This window comes from Actinoalloteichus hymeniacidonis (genome assembly GCF_014203365.1).
GTDB lineage: Bacteria > Actinomycetota > Actinomycetes > Mycobacteriales > Pseudonocardiaceae > Actinoalloteichus_A > Actinoalloteichus_A hymeniacidonis.
Window position 1 is genome coordinate 5,253,795 of record NZ_JACHIS010000001.1, and the last position, 17,457, is coordinate 5,271,251.

Consider the following 17,457-nt stretch of genomic DNA (forward strand, 5'->3'; position numbering starts at 1 on the left):
CTCACTCGCCGGTCCCCTGTCTGTTCCGTCGTTGCTGCAACCGGTTCCGGCGGTCACGCAGCCGCGCTCGTGCCTGGTTCGCCGGTTCCGCCACCGGTTGTTCCGGGCGGGAGCCGCCTGCCAGTTGTCGCGCGAGTGCGGTGATCGTCGGGAACTCCAGCAGGGACACCAGCGAGGTCCGCACCCCGATCCGAGCACCGATCAGGGTGTGCACGGTGGCCAGTGCGAACGAGGTGCCACCGAGATCGAAGAAGTTCTCGTCGAGGCCGACGTCCTCGCGGGCCAGTACCTCACGCCAGATCCGGGCGAGGTTCTGCTCCATCTCGGCGAGGTCCGACGCCGGGAGATCAAGATGGGCGGCCGGCGTCGGTGTCGGGGCCTGCGGCGGAGGTGGCACCGGTTGCGGTGGGCGCGCGGCCGGACCGGGCAAGGTTCGGATCGGCGTCGCCGGGTCCGCGACCGCCCCGACGAGCAGCTGTACGAATCCCTCGGCCATCCCGGCGATCGTGGTCGGATCGAACAGGTCGGTCCGGTAGGTGATCGTCAGATCGAAGTCGTCGGGGGCCTCGGGCGACCGGAAGATCATCAGGTCGATGTCGACCTTCGCCCCGGTCGGCGGCAGATCGATTGGAGTGGCGCGCAGCCCGGAGAGGTGTGGGCGCACGATCGGATCCGGTTCGAAGGAGAAGAACGTCTGGACCAGCGGGGCGTGGCCGGGATCGCGGTCGGGCGCGAGTTCCTCGGCGAGCTGCTCCATCGTGACGTCCCGGTAGGTCAGGATGTCCAGCAGCTCCGACTGGACCGACCGGCAGAGCTCGGCGAAACTTCGGTCCCCGTGCGCCTCGACGAGAACCGGGAGGGTGGTGGCGAAGAACCCGATCATGCTGTCCAACTCGGCGCGGTCGCGGGCACTCACCGGGACGCCGACCAGCACGTCCGCAACGCCCGCCAAGCGCGAGAGGAGCACGCCGTAGGCGCTGAGGGCCAGCACGAACGGCGTCACCCGCAGCTCCTGCGCCAAGCGCAGGGCCGGACCCATCACCGCCGCGCCGAGCACCTGCCGATGGTTGCCGCCGTGCGAACCGGCGACCGCCGGACGGGGCCGGTCGGTCGGCAGACGCAGCACGGTCGGAATCCCGGACAACCGCTCCCGCCACCGGTCGAGCTGTTCGGTGTCCACTGGTCGGGTTCGCTGCCAGCTTGCGTAGTCGACGAACCGCAGGGCAGGCGCCGCGCATTCGGGGGCACCGGTGTATCCCTCGGCCAGTTCGTCGAAGAAGACCTGGAGCGACGGACCGTCCGAGACCAGTTGGTGCATCGTGACGACCAGCAGGTGTCTCTCGGGCTCCACGACGAGTAACCGGGTGCGCAGCAGCGGCCCGCGCTCCAGATCGAAGGGCTCGTCGGCCCACGCCTGAGCGCGTCGCAGCGCCTCGGCGTCGGCCGGTTCCTCAGCGGCCGGTTCGGCGGTACCCAGCGCGACGACCGGTAACGCGATATCCGGATCGCCGATCCGTTGGACCGGTTCGAACGGCGGCTCGGTGTTGGGTGCGAAGGTCGTCCGCAGCGCAGCGTGCCGCGTGACGACCCGCGTGATGGCGCGGCGCAGTGCCTGCACGTCGAGCGGGCCCTCCAGCCGGACGGCCACCGTGATGTTGTACATCGGAGTGCCCGGTTGCAGCAGTTCCGCCAGGTACAGCGCCCGCTGAGCACCGGACAGCGGTAGTCCTACCGCCGCCCCGCCCAGCGCCGGGATGCTGTCCGATCCCGCCGGGACGACCCTTTCGATCACGCTGCTCCCCCGCCCGCTGCCGACACCTGTTCCTCGGCGACCAAGGCGAGCCGGTCGACCTTCCCGCTGGGCGTGCGCGGCAGGGAATCGACGACGTCGACCCGCACCGGAACCATGTAGGCGGGCAGCCGGTCGCGCAGCTGCGCGAGCAGACCCGCTGTCCAGGTCGAGGTGTCGGCGGGCGCCGATTTCGGAATGAGGAACGCACGCAGGTTCCGATCCTCGGCAGCGGAGCCCGCGACCACCACCACGGCCTGCGCCACCGAGGGGTCGGCGGCCAGTGCGCTCTCGATCTCGCCGAGCTCGATACGGAAACCCCGCACCTTGACCTGGGTGTCCTGTCGACCGAGGAATTCCAGAAGACCGTCGGGCAGAACGCGGCCGAGATCACCGCTGCGATAGGCGGGCACGGCCGGATCCAGCGGATCGGTGCGGTAGCTGAGCGCCGTTCGCTCGGGGAGGTTGAGATAGCCGGGTCCGACGGCGGCGCCGGTGATCCACAGTTCACCCACCTCGCCGTCCGGAACCGGCGTGCCATCGGGGTCACACACCCGGATGCCGGTGTCGGTGATCGGCCGACCGATCGAGGGCAGGTCCGGCCAGCCGGCCACGTCGGCGGGCAACTCGTGCCAGGTGGCGACGTGGGTCTCGGTGGTGCCCCACTGGTTGACCAGCCTGCAGTCCGGCAGCCGGGTGAACATCGCCCGGATCGTCGCCGTCGACTGCACCTGCTCCCCCGAGGTGAGGATCTCGCGCAACGGATGTCGTTGCGGGGTCACCTCGTCGGCGAAGAGCGCGAGCGACTGGATCATCACGAAGGGCACGAAGAGCCGGTTGATCCGTTCGCGTTCGATGAGATCCCAGAGCAGCTGCGGATCCAGGCGCTCGTCCTCGTCGCAGCAGATCACCGTGCCGCCCGCGCCGAGGGTGGGCAGCACCTCCTGATAGGTCACATCGAAGGAGGCCGGGGCGAACTGCAGCGTCCGGTCGCCCGCGCCGCAACCGCTGGCCTCGGTCTGCCAGGACACCAGGTTGGCCAGGTTGCGATGGGTATAACGCACGCCCTTGGGGCGGCCGGTGGATCCGGAGGTGTAGACGAGGTATGCGTCCGCGTCCTCGTTCACCTCCGGAGCCTCGAAGGGTGCGAGGGGCGCCGGTTGCAGTGCGGTTCGGGCGCAGGCATAGCCCAACCTCCGATCGGTGAGGACGGTGGTGAAACCGCCCAGCCGGTCGAGAGGACCCTGATGGCCGATCACCAGCCCCACCCCGGCGTCGGCACACATGAACCGCAGCCGCTCGGCCGGATATCCGACGTCCAGCGGAACGGCGACGCAACCGGACCGCAGCAGTCCCACCAGCGTCACGATCAGATCCACCGACCGCTCCAGGTGGACGCCGACGGCTGTGCCGCCGACGGCGCCGAGCTGGACGACCCGCGCCGCGACCTGCGCGGACCGCTCCCACAGGGTGCGATAGTCGATGGCCTCGTCTGCCGAACGCACCGCCTCGGCCTCCGGGGTCCGACGCACTCGCTCGGCGACCGCACGCAGCTCGGGCACCGTCGGGTCGGGGTCGGGACTCATTTGCGCCACTCCTCGGTTGTCGCCCGGCACAACGTGATCCGGTGCGGTCGCTCCGCGCGCAGCAGGACGCGGTTGAGCTCGTGCTCGATCTCGGCCGCCTGCCTCGGCCCTGGTTCGTCCACCGCGACGTTCAACCCGTAGCGCAGTTCGTTGCGGTCGTCGCGATAGACGGTGGTGGCGGCGTGCCGCACGCCGGGCACGCCTGCGGCGATCCGGCGGATGGAGGGCAGCCAGATCTTCTCGCCGCCGATGACGACCGAATCGCCCGAGCGGCCCCGGAAGAAGTGGTAGCCCTCGTCGTCGATATCGAAGCGGTCGCCGGTGCCGACGGTGCCCTCGGTGTTGGGTGCGCCGCCGGGAAGTCGTCGGCGCAGCACGGTGTCTGACTCGACGACGAGTTCGGCGCCCGGTCCGTCGCCCGCGAAGTCACGTAGGTAGGTGCGCACGCCCGGTAGGGGCACTCCGACGGAACCCCAGCGGTGGGCGGGCTCGCGGTGGGCGGCCAACGTCGTGACCCTCGGACCGGCCTCGGTGAGGCCGTAGGTGAGGTAGAGCTCTTGCTGCGGACCGTCGGCCAGCAGCGCACCGACGTGGGTCGGTTCCAGGGCATCGCCGCCGACGGTGAGCACCCGCAGGTCGACCGGCCCGTCGAGCGGTTCCCCCGCGAGCCGCACCGCCGCGCTGGGAGTCAGTGCGGACACCGTGACGTCGTGGCCGCGAATGGTCTCTGCGAAGGATCGGGGTGTGAACGGCGGTCCGGAGACGACCAGCCGCGAACCCCGCACGAATGCGGCCAAAGCCTGCGCGACCAGACCATAGGAGTAGTACAGCGGCAGCGACACCAGGACGGTGTCATCCGCGCGTTGGCCGATGGCGGCGGCGTGCCGCTCGGCGTTGCGCAGCAGCGCGTCGACGCCGTGCAGGCAGCCGGTGCCGATTCCGGAGGTGCCGGAGGTCATCAGGACGACCTCGCCCGGCTGGTAGCGCGTGGCCGTGGCCCACTCCCGGCCCGGGAGCACCGCCTCGCAGCGGCCGCCGAGTGGATGTGTCGTCGTCGCGTCGTATCGCGCCGGGTCGATTCGGGGCGCGATCAGGGCCGCGCCGCCGAGCCTGCCGCCGATCTCGGTGATCCGCCGCGCGCCCGCGCCCGGTGGGAGCAACACCGGAACCGCGCCCGCGAGCAGCACGCCGAAGAAGGCGGCGAGGGTGATCTCGCTGTTGGGCATGGCGATCAGCACCGGCGAACCGGGCGGCAGCCCCAGCGCGGCGATCGCGTCCACGACGGCCTCGCAGTCGGAGGTGCCCGCGCCCGGCTCGACGGCGGAAACAGAGCCGTTCAGAAAGGCCAGTACCTCGGCGCGGTCCGGGATACCGGTCCCGGTCGGCCTCACCGCCCCGCTCCCGCCGGACGCAGTCCCCGGGCCGCCTCGATCAGGACGCCGTGCACGTGGTGTCCCCGCTGCGGATCGTGGTCGTGCACGGCGAGCACGACGTGGCTCACCGAAGCGGTCCGCAGCCAGTGTCGGGCCATCGTCACCGCTGCGGGCACTCCCTCGGCCGGTTCGGTGGTGAGCACGAGGGTGGGCCCGCGCAGGCCGTGCACCATACAGACCAGGCTCAGCGGGCCGCCCGCGTTCGCCCCGGCGAACCGCAATGGAGAGACACGTCCGCTCGGTACCGCAGCGGCGATCGCCGACATCGTCGACACGGTGCTGTACGTGCTGATCAGGATCAGGGCGGTGGTTCGGGCTGCCTGCAGCACATCGGGACGACCCTCGATCAATCGGTCGACGGCGGCGAGCACCGTCCAGGACGCCGGATCGGCGTAGAAGGAGGGAATCCGCCGGGGCGGGGGCGCCGTGGCGGGTCGGGTGAGCCGCACCGTGCCCAAGGTGGTCAGCGTGTCCTGCGATCGCGCCAGCAGTTCCTCGATCGACGTCGACTCGTGGGGGTGTGTCACGCGGGAACCTCCAGCGCGAGGCAGGTGGTGAAGCCACCGAAGCCGAGCGTGATGCTGAGACCCACCTCGCCGGTGTCCGGCAGTGGCGTGGCGGCGGTCGGCACCGGCAGCGGGAACTCCGGCGATACCGTGCGCAGACCCGGTATCGGTGGCACCCGCCGGTCCCGCAGGGCCAACAGCACGGCGATGGCCTCCAGGGCCCCGGTGGCGCCCAGGGTGTGGCCGAAGTTGCCCTTGGTGGCGAACACGATGGGGCCCGTCTCACCGGGGAAGGTGCGCGCCAGACCGCGACTCTCGGCCTCGTCGTTGACCGGCGTGCCGGAGCCGTGCGCGTTGACCACCACTACCTCGTCGATGCCTCGGCCTGCGGTGGAAAGCGCGGCGGTGACGGCTTGCACGATGGTGTCGCCGTCCGGATCCGGTGCCGTCGGGCCCGCGGCGTCGTTCGCCGATCCGGCGCCTGCCACTCGACCTCGCACGCGAGCGGATCGGGCTCGGGCCGAGCCGGCTCGCTCCAACACGAGGAAGGCGGCTCCCTCGCCGAGGATCGTGCCGTCGTGGTCGGCGTCGAAGGCCCGCAGGGCGTGCGGCGACATGGTGCCGAGCGCGGAATGTCCGAGCCGTTTGGCCGGTGTCAGCACGTCCGCACCGCCGACGACGCAGCGATCCAACTCGCCCTCGGCGATCAACGCGGCGCCGAGCAGGATCGCATCGGAGGCCGCCGAGCAGGCGGTGTTCACCAGCAGGGGCCTGCGCGCCATGCCCGACTCCGCCGCGAGTCCGATGCCCCAGCGGTCCAGCCGTTCGGGCGGGACGTCCAGGTGTGATCCGTAGCTGGTGCCCGCCACCAGCTGTAGCCCTGGATCGGTGAGGTCGAGTCCGGCGTCGGCCACCGCCGCCCGCAGGGCCCGCGCACCGAGTTCGTGCTGACGCCGTTCGGGACCGAGGTCCATCGGCAGGTCCGACAGGATCGCCGCGTGGTCGTTGCGCAGTCGATGTTGGCTGGGCACCGGGATCATCCCCGTCGTACCGGCCAGCAGCGCCCGCCACACCTGATCCAGATCGGAGCCCAGCGCCGTGGACCAGGCCATTCCGGTGATCAGCACATCGTCGTCGCCGGTCACCACCACTGCGGCCCCAGGTCGGCTGCCTTGCGCCGGACGAGGTTGGCACGGAAGGCCGCGACCGGCGTCGAATCGACGGCCGCCCGACCGGAGAAGAAGAAGGTGTTGTCGATGAGCCGGTCGACCGTGACCGTGATCGTCACCGTGTCGCCTGGCGCGATGATCCGGAAGTACCGCGAGTTCATCGCGCCGACCAGCGTGAGCTCGTCCTCGGCCAGCGGCGAGGTGCTGAGCTGGAACAGGATGATCCCGGACTGCGCGAACGCCTGGCTCAGGTGGCTGGCGGGGTAGATCGCGCGTTCCGGGAAGTGTCCGGCGATCGCGTCCAGCTGTCCCGACGCCGAGAGTCGGCTGACCAGCCGGACACCGGGTTCGTAGTCGAGCACGCGGTCGAGGTAGAGCATCGGGTGCCGGTGCCGCAGCCAGTTCTTGATCTCGGTGAAGCCCATCGACCGGCCCGGAACGGGCGCGGCGGGGTCGGCCGGGGCAACCATGGCGGTGTCATCGGCGGGCATCGGAGCGGCTCTCCTCGAGGATGGCGTGCAAGGCGGGGTGAAGCGCGCAGGGGGCACCGGTGGCGCGGTCGGTCACGGCGATCAGCAGGGAACCCGTGGCGAGTTCGGTGTCCTCGTTGCGGCGGCGGATCGTCGTGTCGATTCGGGCTCTGGCCGCCCCGAGGTGTCCGACGGTGGGTGCCAGGACCAGTTCGTCCGGATAGCGGGCCGGGGAGCGGTATTGCGTCCTGACCTCGGTGACGACCAGGTCCAGTCCGTCGCGGGCGAGCACGGCGAGGCCCGCCCCGAGGCGTTCGAGGTTGGCCAGCAGTGCGGTTTCCAGCAGGACGGGGTACCGGGCGAAGTGCATGACGCCGGACGCATCGGTGTCGGCGTGTTCGACGCGTCGGTGGACCGGCAGCAGCCGCGAGTCCGAGTTCGCCGACGGGGTGGCCGTCATGCCGAGAGCTTCCGCACCGCGCGGGAGCCCTCGACCAGGCGGTCCACGATCTCCGCCGCCTGTCCGGCGGTGACCACCAGGGGCGGGGCCACCCGCATCGTCGGGTACAGATAGCGCAGTCCGCGCGAACGACGGCCCGCACCGGACATGAACTCCACGTAGACGCCGCTGCGGATCATGCAGGTGCGCAACTCGCCGATACGGGTGGCGGCGGTCTCGGTCAGCTCGATCCCGTGCAGCAGCCCCACTCCCCTGGACTCCTGGTAGAGGTCCGGGAACTGCGCCACCAAGCGGTCGCGGAGCAGGTCGCCCAGGTGCGTGCCCACCTCGGCGGAGCGTTCCACCAGCCCTTCCGCGACGATGTGGGCGAGACCGGCCCGGATCACCGCGCAGGTGAGCGGGCGCAGGTCCGAGGTGGACACGGTTCCGGTCGGACGCACCCCGAGTTCCCGGCGGGCGATCACCATCGAGGTGGACAGCACGCCCATGCCGAGGCTCTTGCCGATGACGGTGATGTCGGTGCTGATCGGGCCCTCGTCGTCGGACATCGCGAAGAATCGGCCGGTCTTGGCGAAGGTCAGGACCTCGTCCGCGATCAGCACGGCGCCGTGACGCTTGGCGAGCGCGGCCAACTCGCGCAGGTAGCCGGGCGGCGGCACCAGGATTCCCGCGTCGCCCTGGACCGGTTCGACCACCACGGCCAACACCCGATCCCCGTTGCGGGCGAACCACTCCTCGGCCGCCTCGCGATCGCCGAAGGGAATGTGGTCGGTGCTGAAACCGAACGGCTCCGGCGCGATCCCGGGCAGGCCGACCCGGTAGTGGCGGCGGTTGACCAAGGGCAGCAGCCCACCCGACCAGCCGTGCCACGCCCCTTCGAAGGCGAGCACCAGGTCACGTTGCTCGGCGCCTGCGGCAACCCGCATCCGACGTCGGTCGAAGCGCGATTCCAGGGCAAGCCGCAGGGCGAGTTCCACCCCCTCGGAACCCGAGTTCCGGCCGCTGACCCGGTACTCCGTCGCGGGGAACCGGTCGGCGAACAGCCCGCCGGTGCCGAACAGACCCGCCAGCAGTGTCGAACGCTGCGCGGAGGCGATCTCGTCGGTCACATAGCCGACCTCCCGCACCGCGTCCGCCAGCGCCGTGGCGATCACGGGCGATCCCGCACCGAGACAGGCGGATCCATAGCCGCCGCTGGCATCCAACACCTCGAAGGAACGTCCGGCCTGGTCGCCCGACAACTCGACGAAGTGTTGGACGATGCCGTTCGCCCCGGTGCAGCCGAACGGCAGCGGATCGCCGCCGTAATGGTCGAACTGGACGTCACGGTCGAACCAGGGCCGGTCCGCTTCCCTTCCGGGGAGTCCGATCACCTCGGCGGCTGACATGGATGTGTCCTTTCGGCGGAGCTGGTCAGGGGCCGTAGACGTCCGGGGCGGTCAGTCGCCCGCGACCGACGTCTTGCTCTGCAGGGAGCGGACGAGACCGGCGACGGTGCCGATGCTGGTGAAGTTCTCCGGGGTGAAATCGGCGTCGGAGATGGTGACGCCGAAGGTGTTCTCGCACTGGACGCGCAACTCGACGAAGCCCAGGGAGTCCAGTCCGAGATCGCCACGCAACCGGTCATCGGGGTTCATCCGGTCCTCCGGGACCTCGACGAACAGGTCGGCGGCCAGCATGGAGCCGATGGCTCGCTCGATGTCGTTCACGGAAGACGTTCTCCTTCGGTCGAGGGACTGACGTGGTGGGTGGCGGCGAAGGTCGGATGCGGCACCAGATAGGGGCGCCGCTCGAACGGGTAGGTGGGCAGCTCGACGCGGCGCCGCCGTTCACCCGCGTGCAGGGCCGCGAAGTCGACGGCTGCCCCGGCCACCCAGACTCGGCCTGCGGCGGCCAACGCCGTCCGATAACCGGTAGGCGTCCGGTCGGGCGCGTCGCGGACGTCGACGAAGACCGACTGGCCGAGGTCGGGCGCGGGCGCCTCGGTCTGCCGGGCCCCGAGGTGCACGAGGAGTCGGCCGGGTTCGGCTGCCAACGCCGCCTGCACGTCGCAGAGCCGAGGTCGGTCGGACCGGACCTGCGCCTCGGCGGCGTGGTCGGCATCGGGAGCGCGTCGGGGTTCGGGCCGGGCCGCCGTGCCGAGGCTGCGGGCGAAATCGGCCGCACTCGCGCCCGAGGCGATCGCCTCGGCGCAGTGGGAGCCGAGGCCCTGCCCGGCGACGAGGTCGGGCTGCAGTCCCCAGGACATCAGCAGCTGCGCCGTGGCGTACTGCACGGCCAGCTGTGCCACGGGCGTACTCGCCGAGCCGGGCTCAGTGAGTAGGTGATCGCGCAGGTCGTAGCCGAGATGGGGCTGCGCGGCCTCGGCGATCTCGTCCAGCCGGGCGCGGAACACCGCCTCGGCGGCGTGGATCGCGGCGAGGGAACCTGTGGTGTCGTCGCCGTCGGGCTGGGGCTCGGCGAAGAGGAAGACGGTGCGCGGTCGATGGGCTCGGTCGGCGGCCGGTCCGCCCGACGACGGGCAGGCCCGTAGTGCCGCGATCGCCTCCGGCAGGTTTGAGGCCAGCACGAAGCGACGTTCGGTGTGCCGGGTTCGGCCCGTCTGCAACGTCCAGGCGACGTCGGCCAGGTCGGTTTCCGGGTGCCGTTCCAGGTGATCGGCGAGCGAGTGAGCGAGGTCGCCGAGCGCGGATTCGGTCCGGGCCGAGAGAACCAACAGCTGGGTGGGACGACCGGGGCTGGTCGGCGGCGCGGCGGGCGGCTCGGCCAGCACGGCGTGTGCGTTGGTTCCGCCGTAGGCCAGCACGTTCGTGGCGCCGATCCGAGGGCGGCCCTCGGTCTCCCACGGCACGGTCCGGTCGTTGACGACGAACGGGGTGGCCGCGAGATCGATCGCCGGGTTCGGCTCGCGGAAGTTCACCGTGGCCGGGAGGACACCGCGTTCCACGCACAGCACGGTCTTGATCAGGCCGACGATGCCTGCGGCCGCGTCGGCGTGGCCGATGTTGCCCTTGACCGAGCCGAGCCTGCAGTACCCCGTTCGATCGGTGCTCTGTCGAAACGCCTTGGTCAATCCCGCGACCTCGATCGGGTCGCCGAGCGCGGTGCCCGTGCCGTGCGCCTCGACGTAGCCGATCTCGTCGGCATCGACATCGGCCACCAGCGCGGCGGTGCGGGCCGCCCCGGCCGAACCGGGCACGCTGGGGGCGTGGAAGCCCATCTTGCGTCTGCCGTCGTTGTTCACGGCGGTGCCCCGGATGACCGCGTGCACGTGGTCGCCGTCGTCGAGGGCGTCGGCGAGTGGGCGCAGCACCACCAAGCCGACCGCGCTGGCCCGCACGGTGCCTCGACCGTGCGCGTCGAACGGACGACACCGCCCGTCGTCGGCGAAGATGTCGTCCGGATCGTGTTGCAGCGGCGGGATCGCGGCCAGTACCGAGGCGCCGCCCGCGATCGCCATCTCACAGTCGCCTGCGAGTAGGGCACCGATGGCGACGTGCACGGCCACCAGGGACGAGGAGCAGGCCGACTGCACCGCCATGGCAGGCCCGGTCAGGCCCAGCTTGTAGGCGACCCGGGTGGCGAGGAAATCGACGTCGTTGCCTTGTTGGACACGGGAGTCCGAGATAGGAGCGCCGCGCCTGCGCCCCCAGTCCCGGACGAACGCGGCGTGGTCGGTGACCGATCCGCCGACGAACACGCCGGTCGATCGGCTCTCCGGGCCGCCGTGCCCGGCTCGTTCGAGGGCCTCGTGGGCGCACTCCAGCAGCAGTCTGTGCTGCGGGTCCAGAATCAGGGCGTCCTCGGCCGAGTAATCGAAGTAGTCGGCGTCGAAGAGGTCGGCACCACTCAGTAGTCCGTAGGACGGCACGTACCCGGCGGGAGCCGTCGACAGTTGGTCGGACAGTACCGAAACGGATTCCCGACCGTTGCAGAGGTTGTCCCAGAATTGCTCGACATCCGCTGCCCCCGGGAAACGACCGGCCATCGCAGTGACGGCAATGAAACCGCTGTCGCCAACGTCTTCGGTACTCATACCTCGGTCTTTCATGGAATCGATCTGAGCGCAGACACAACGAAAGGAACGCGAATAGCCACTGCCTCTGACTGCGTGGGTGGGTGACGGTCGGTGGAGCATAATCACACGTCAGCACACGCGAAGGGGGGCACCGAGTGAACAACAGTAAAACTTTCAACGAAGCTGGAGCATTACGCCTGATACATTCCCCATTCCTATGATTCAAGCCCCAAGGCCACTACTGTCCACAGAAGATCCGGGCGGCCGAACTCGCCCCCGGCCGCCCGGCTTGACAACCACGCAAACGACTGGGTCTACTGAGATCGGCCAGCTTATGCGAACGCCATACAGGCCACCATGCGTGCAATCAAGAACGCCGATATAGTCGGTCCGCGCAGCCAGTCGAGGAGACGTTTGTCCCGCAATTCCCGCAACCGTCGGGTATTCGCGCCCGCATTCCACTCGCGGCACGATTCGCGCGCCGGAGTCGACCGGACCGCCCCACGGCATGGTTCGCCGCACGCGCCATGGACCAGCCCCGCTCGCCGCCACCGCCCGCAGGCGCCCGCGTCCGCAAGCGCCGTCGTCGGCCGAGCCTGCGAAACCGCTCCGCCAGCCTGACGATCACCACTCATCGCGAAGGAAGACCAATGCCCAAGACGACCGGATGGCGGTCGGGCCTGCGCCGGAGCCTGTGGGGCGTCGCGGATTACCGCAACCTCTGGATGTCCCAGACCGTCAGCCTGTTCGGCACCGGCATCACCCTGCTGGCGCTGCCGCTGATCGCGTTGTCCCTGTTGGAAGCAACGCCCTTCGAGATCGGCCTGCTCTGGGCGTTCGAGTACCTGGCCATCCTGCTGATCGGTCTGCCCGCCGGCGTCTGGGTGGAGCGGTTACCCCTGCGGGCGGTGCTGGTGGGCGCAGATCTGATCCGGGCGGTGGCGCTGCTCACCGTGCCGATCGCGTTGCTGCTTGGCGTGCTCAGCATGCCGCTGCTCTACCTCGTCGCATTCCTGATCGGCCTCGGCGCACTGTTCTACGACGTCGCACAGTTGTCGATGTTGCCGGTGCTGGTCGCCGAGGACCGCCTCGTCGACGCCAACGGGAAGTTGGAGCTCTCCCGTTCCGTGGCGCAGATCGGCAGCCCGGCAGTCGGTGGTTTCACGGTGCAGCTGCTCACCGCCCCGTTCGCGGTGCTCGCCGATGCGGTGACGTACCTGGCGTCGGCGTTCTACGCGTTGCGGATTCGCAAGCCTGCGCCGGTCGCCCAACCGGTCGAACGCAGTAGCCTGCGCAAGGAGATCCGCGAAGGCGTGCGGTTCGTCTTCGGGCACTCGCTGATGCGCCCGCTGCTGTTGTGCGCCACGTTGGGCGAACTCTCCTCGGCGATCATCCTCGCCATGCAGGTGGTCTTCGCCACCGAAGCGCTGTTCATGACGCCTGCGGTGATCGGTATCGCCTTGGCCGCAGGCAACGGTGGCGGCGTGGTCGGGGCACTGGTCGCGGAGCCCTTCGCGCGCCGGTTCGGCACCGGAACCGCCTTCATGGTCTCGATCGTGCTGTTCACCGCAGGTTCGGCGATCCTGCCGATGTCCACCGGCCCGGTGACCTTCGCGTTCGGAATGTTCGTCGCCTATCTCGGCGCGTTCATCTTCAATGTGCTGCAGGTCAGCCTGTGCCAGGCCGTCACCCCGCCACACATGCTGGGCCGGATGAACTCGGTCTTCCGATTCGCAACCTGGGGCGTCATCCCGCTGGGCGCCGCAGGCGGTGGTCTGCTCGTCGATTACATCGGCCTGGCAGGGGTCTTCTGGTTGGCCGCCGCACTCAACGCCCTGTCGTTCCTGCCGCCGCTGTTCTCCGCGCTCCCCAGGCTCCGCGAGATCCCGCACCACAGCGTGGCGCCGGACGGGCCCTCGACAGGTCAGCGGTAACGACGCAAGGCACCATCCGCGCGATTCGTGGCTCAGCGATCGCCGACGGCATCGACCCCTCCGGCCGATCGCACGGCGGCGCGGCGACGGTTCAGGCGAGCCCGGCCCACACCGCGTCGCACCGCTCGCTCGGACTCGGCGGCATCCCGGCCCGCATCCCCGGCACGATCGTCCAGGAACCGGGCCAGATCGTGGATCGTCGGATACTCGAAGAACGTCACGATCGACAGCTCGTGCCCCCGCGCGGCCAGCTCCCGCTGCACCGAGGCCAACAGCAACGAGTGGCCGCCGATATCGAAGAAGTTCTCATCGAGCCCGACTCGATCCAGCCCCAACACGGTGCACCAGACCTCGGCGAGCCAGCGTTGGGTCCCGGTGTCCGGCGCCCGGAAGTCGAGAGCACGCTCGGCGGGCCCCGGTGCGGGCAGCGCACGCTCGTCCACCTTGCCGTTCCGGTTCAGCGGCAGGGAATCCAACAGCACGAAGTCGGCGGGGACCATGTATCTGGGGAGTCGATCGGCGAGGTGTTCCCGCACCTGCTGCCGCAACATCGGACGGTCCACCGCCTCCAGATAGGCGACGAGGCGCTTCTCGCCTGCCCCATCGGCCGTGGCCAGCACCACCGCGTCGACGATCTCGGGGTGCGCGCGCAGCGCCTCGACGATCTCCGCCGGTTCGATCCGGTAGCCCCGGAGTTTGATCTGTCGATCCCGCCTCCCGAGGAAGGCGATCCTGCCGTCGGGCAGATGCCGGGCGAGATCGCCGGTGCGATACATCCGACGCCCCGGCACGGCGGCGAACGGGTCGGGGACGAACCGCTCCGAGGTGATCGCGGCCGCACCGTGATAGCCCCTGGCCACCCCGACGCCGCCGATCCAGAGCTCACCGGTCACGCCGGGCGGGACCGGCCTGCGCCACGCGTCGAGAAGGTAACCCGCGACACCGGTGATCGGACGACCGATATCGGGCGGGCCCTGTCCGACTCCGACAGGCTCGATTTCGCCTGCCGTCGCCGTCGCGGTGGCCTCCGAGGGGCCGTACTCGTTGAGCACCCGGAAGGACAGGTCGGCGGCGGGCCGCACCCGCAGCCGGTCGCCACCGGTGATCAGCGTCCGCATGGCGGGCCCGGCGGGCCAGGGCAGGGTCAGCACCCGCTCGGCCAGTGCGGTCGGCAACTCGGTGACGGTGATGCGCTCGTCGACCAGCCAGGTCCGCAGCCGCTCCGGATCCAGGCGCGTGTCCTGATCGGGCACGTAGAGCGTCGCGCCGGAGACCAGGGTGGGCCAGATGTCCATCACCGAGGTGTCGAAGCCGGGCGAGGCGACCTGGGCGATCCGGTCGGTCGTCCCCAGCTCGCACCGCCGACAGCGCCAGGCGACCGCGTTGGTCAGCGAGCCATGCTCGATCATCACGATCTTCGGCTGCCCGGTCGAACCGGAGGTCGCGATCAGGTAGGCGAGGTCGTCGGGTGTCGTCGCATCCGGTGGGGCGTCCTCGACCGCCTGGGCGGCGATCGGCAGCCGGTCCATCGACAATCGACGCAGATCACCGGGCAGGCGATCGGCGACGACGCTGTCGGTGATGATGAGGACGGCATCGGCGGCGGCGTACTGGTCCGCCATCCGGGCGGGCGGATTCTCCGGGTCCAGGGGCAGATAGGCCGCCCCGGCGAAGAGCACGGCGAGTTCGGCGATCACCAGATCCGCGCCCCTGGGCAGGCACACGCCCACCACGGTCCGGGGCCGGACGCCTCGATCGCGCAGGATCACCGCCAGCGAGTCGGCCCGCTGGACCAATTCGGCGTAGCCGACCTCCCGGACGCCCTCGCGAATGGCCGGGGCATCCGGAGTGCGCCGAGCCTGCGCGCGGACCGCGTGATGGACGAGCGGACCGTCGTCGGTCGGTTGATCGCGTTCGGGGTTCCATTCGTCCAGGACCAGAACACGGTCCTGTGGGCTGAGCACGGCCAGTTCGAACAGGGGTGCCGTCGGCCGGGTGATCGCATCGGTCAGCAGCCGCTGCCAACTGTCGGCCATCCGCCGAACGGTTGCCGGGTCGAACAGATCGGCGGCGTACTCCCAGAGCATGGTGATCCGGTCATCGGCGGACTCGGCCCCGGCTGCCGGATCCGGCCCGCTCGGAAGCACCCTGACGTTGAGATCCATCTTCGTCGAGCCGTTGCCATGCTCGGTGCTGATTCCCGTCGCCCCAGCGAGATCGAGCTGCGGCAGCGGCGAGTCGTCCATGCTGAAGAAGACGTCGGTCAACGGGTTACGGCCGGCTTCCCTGGCCGGGTTGAGCACCCGGATCAACTCCGTGAACGGCAGCAGCTCGTTGGCCTTCGCGTCCTGCACCCCGGCACGCACCTTGGCAACCAGGTCTCGGAAACCCAGGGTGGCGTCGACCTCGCACCGCAACAGCACCGTGTTGACGAAGCGGCCGAGCAGTTCCTCGGTACCGGGTGTTTCCCGGCCGGGGAACCAGGATCCGACGCAGAGGTCACGCTGCCCGGTGTAGCGGTAGAGCAGCGTGTAGAACGCCGCGAGCATGACCTCGAACGGGGTGGCCCGCTGTGCCGCACAGAACGCACGTATTCCGGCGGCGATCTCGGTTGGCAACTCCACGCGCAGCGTCTCGCCTCGGAAACTCTGGGCGGCGGGCCTCGGGTGGTCCATCGGCAGGTCCAGCAGCGGCGGGAGATCCGCGAGCCGCTCCCGCCAGTAGGCGAGTTGGGCGCCGAGGGCCGAGGTGGCCAGTGCGGCGCGTTGCCAGCGTGCGAAGTCCCGGTACTGGCCGGGCGGCATGGCTGTCCGCTGTTCGATCTCAATGCCCTGGGCATCGGCGTTGTACAGCGCCGTGAACTCGCGCAGCAACAACGCGAAGGATCGGCCGTCGTCCAGCAGGTCGCTGCGCACCACGATGAGCTCGTGTTCGGTGTCCGCCAGCCGCACCACGGTCCAGCGCAGCAACGGCAGCTCGGTGATGCGAAACGGCCTGCGCAGCTCCTGGGCCACGATGTCGGCCAACGCCTCGGATCGCCCGTCCCGGACATCGCCGATGTCGAACCGCGTCGCCCGGACCGGTTGTGGCGGGTGCACCACCTGGCGTGGTTCGCCACCGACCTCCGGATAACCGGTGCGCAGGATCTCGTGTCGACGGCCGAGCTCGGTGCAGGCCCGGTCGAGTCGGTCGAGGTCGAAGGCACCGGTGATCCGGATCGTCGCCAGCGCGTGGTGCGCGACGCTCTCCGGCGCGAGTCGATGCAGGAACCAGATCTGTTCCTGTTGCAGTGACAGGGCGCTCTCGGCCGCCGCGGCCGGTTCGGCGATCAATGGCGGAAGTGCCGGTTCGCATCGCGCCGAGTGCGACCCGCCTGCGGTGTCGTCGGTCATCGGCCCTGCCGGGGCGCTTGAGCACCGGCCTCCACCGGCTGCAGGGCCGCGAGCACCGAGTCAGACGACTCGGGTGCAGGCTCGCTCAGGTAGCCGGCCAGGTGGCTGGGCTGCCAGGATGGGTCGGCGCTTCGGTAGCGGTAGCCCCGAATCACCGATCGACAGCCGGTCGCGCCGCAGAGGCACCGGGAGACGGCGATGCTCACGTACTCGCTCGTCTCGTAATCCCAGGTGATCTCTTCGTCCGGCCCGATCTCCCGAAGCGCGATGAAGTCGAATCCACCCCGGTCGTTGTCCCGAATCCCGGTGTTGGGATCGCAGGAGTGGTTGATGTCCCGAGCTGGTGTGGTCAGGTCGACATGGGAGTCCCAGCCGACCTGGAAAGAATGGGTGGTGCGAGTCGGCACGATTCGCTCGACATCGCCGACGACCACGGTCTGACCGATCGCGAATTCCGAGGTGGAAACGACACAGCGACCTTTATCCGGATCCACCACGATCTGCAACCCAGCACCGTCGATGTTACCCGTGATACGCGCTTCACCTGCACCGACGCCAGAATCCCGCTGTCGCAACGCACGTTCCTTCCGTAGTGTCTTCCACCCCGAGGTCCGACTCGATCAACCCCCGAATTGTGTACCGCTACGGCACAGCTCTCGGGACAATCGAAACTGAACGATCGAGGTCTCGAATATGAACG

General features: G+C 69.8%; 13 protein-coding genes. 1 reads left to right on the forward strand and 12 read right to left on the reverse strand.

The window, feature by feature from the left end; genetic code table 11:
• Position 1: 1 nt before the first annotated feature.
• Genes BKA25_RS22145 through BKA25_RS22190 form a run of 10 tightly spaced genes read right to left on the reverse strand, consistent with a single transcriptional unit; the run spans position 2 to position 11,449 of the window.
• On the reverse strand, positions 2-1,792 hold the full coding sequence (locus BKA25_RS22145; protein ID WP_069846952.1) for a condensation domain-containing protein: 1,791 nt from the start codon (positions 1,790-1,792) through the stop codon (positions 2-4).
• Complete coding sequence (locus tag BKA25_RS22150) at positions 1,789-3,375, reverse strand: amino acid adenylation domain-containing protein (RefSeq protein ID WP_069846950.1); 1,587 nt, start codon at positions 3,373-3,375, stop codon at positions 1,789-1,791. The genes BKA25_RS22145 and BKA25_RS22150 overlap by 4 nt, the downstream gene beginning before the upstream one ends.
• On the reverse strand, positions 3,372-4,766 hold the full coding sequence (gene amcH, locus BKA25_RS22155; RefSeq protein ID WP_069846949.1) for an adenylate-forming 2-oxoglutaryl-ACP ligase AmcH: 1,395 nt from the start codon (positions 4,764-4,766) through the stop codon (positions 3,372-3,374). Before amcH ends, BKA25_RS22150 begins: the two co-directional genes overlap by 4 nt.
• Positions 4,763-5,335 (reverse strand): cispentacin moiety biosynthesis protein AmcG, encoded by a 573-nt coding sequence (gene amcG / locus BKA25_RS22160; protein ID WP_069846947.1) that lies wholly within the window; start codon positions 5,333-5,335, stop codon positions 4,763-4,765. The genes amcH and amcG overlap by 4 nt, the downstream gene beginning before the upstream one ends.
• A complete protein-coding gene (gene amcF / locus BKA25_RS22165; RefSeq protein WP_216637791.1) occupies positions 5,332-6,459 on the reverse strand; it encodes a cispentacin biosynthesis acyltransferase subunit AmcF in 1,128 nt (375 codons plus the stop codon). The genes amcG and amcF overlap by 4 nt, the downstream gene beginning before the upstream one ends.
• The gene (gene amcE, locus BKA25_RS22170) at positions 6,456-6,974 is read right to left on the reverse strand and encodes a cispentacin biosynthesis cyclizing decarboxylase AmcE (protein WP_216637790.1); all 519 of its coding nucleotides are present in this window, start codon (positions 6,972-6,974) and stop codon (positions 6,456-6,458) included. Before amcE ends, amcF begins: the two co-directional genes overlap by 4 nt.
• A complete protein-coding gene (locus BKA25_RS22175) occupies positions 6,961-7,413 on the reverse strand; it encodes an acyl-CoA thioesterase (RefSeq protein ID WP_069846945.1) in 453 nt (150 codons plus the stop codon). The genes amcE and BKA25_RS22175 overlap by 14 nt, the downstream gene beginning before the upstream one ends.
• The gene (gene amcC, locus BKA25_RS22180; protein ID WP_069846943.1) at positions 7,410-8,801 is read right to left on the reverse strand and encodes an amipurimycin biosynthesis protein AmcC; all 1,392 of its coding nucleotides are present in this window, start codon (positions 8,799-8,801) and stop codon (positions 7,410-7,412) included. The genes BKA25_RS22175 and amcC overlap by 4 nt, the downstream gene beginning before the upstream one ends.
• A gap of 51 nt (positions 8,802-8,852) precedes the next feature.
• Complete coding sequence (gene amcB / locus BKA25_RS22185; RefSeq protein ID WP_216637789.1) at positions 8,853-9,122, reverse strand: cispentacin biosynthesis acyl carrier protein AmcB; 270 nt, start codon at positions 9,120-9,122, stop codon at positions 8,853-8,855.
• The gene (locus BKA25_RS22190) at positions 9,119-11,449 is read right to left on the reverse strand and encodes a type I polyketide synthase (RefSeq protein ID WP_069846942.1); all 2,331 of its coding nucleotides are present in this window, start codon (positions 11,447-11,449) and stop codon (positions 9,119-9,121) included. The genes amcB and BKA25_RS22190 overlap by 4 nt, the downstream gene beginning before the upstream one ends.
• A 632-nt stretch (positions 11,450-12,081) precedes the next feature.
• Here BKA25_RS22190 and BKA25_RS22195 point away from each other — a divergent pair.
• On the forward strand, positions 12,082-13,365 hold the full coding sequence (locus tag BKA25_RS22195) for an MFS transporter (protein WP_069846940.1): 1,284 nt from the start codon (positions 12,082-12,084) through the stop codon (positions 13,363-13,365).
• Positions 13,366-13,397: 32 nt separating this feature from the next.
• Here the strand turns inward: BKA25_RS22195 and BKA25_RS22200 are convergent, their stop codons facing one another.
• The gene (locus tag BKA25_RS22200; RefSeq protein ID WP_069846938.1) at positions 13,398-16,757 is read right to left on the reverse strand and encodes a non-ribosomal peptide synthetase; all 3,360 of its coding nucleotides are present in this window, start codon (positions 16,755-16,757) and stop codon (positions 13,398-13,400) included.
• Positions 16,754-17,254 (reverse strand): SET domain-containing protein-lysine N-methyltransferase, encoded by a 501-nt coding sequence (locus tag BKA25_RS22205; RefSeq protein ID WP_236750909.1) that lies wholly within the window; start codon positions 17,252-17,254, stop codon positions 16,754-16,756. Before BKA25_RS22205 ends, BKA25_RS22200 begins: the two co-directional genes overlap by 4 nt.
• Positions 17,255-17,457: the final 203 nt, after the last annotated feature.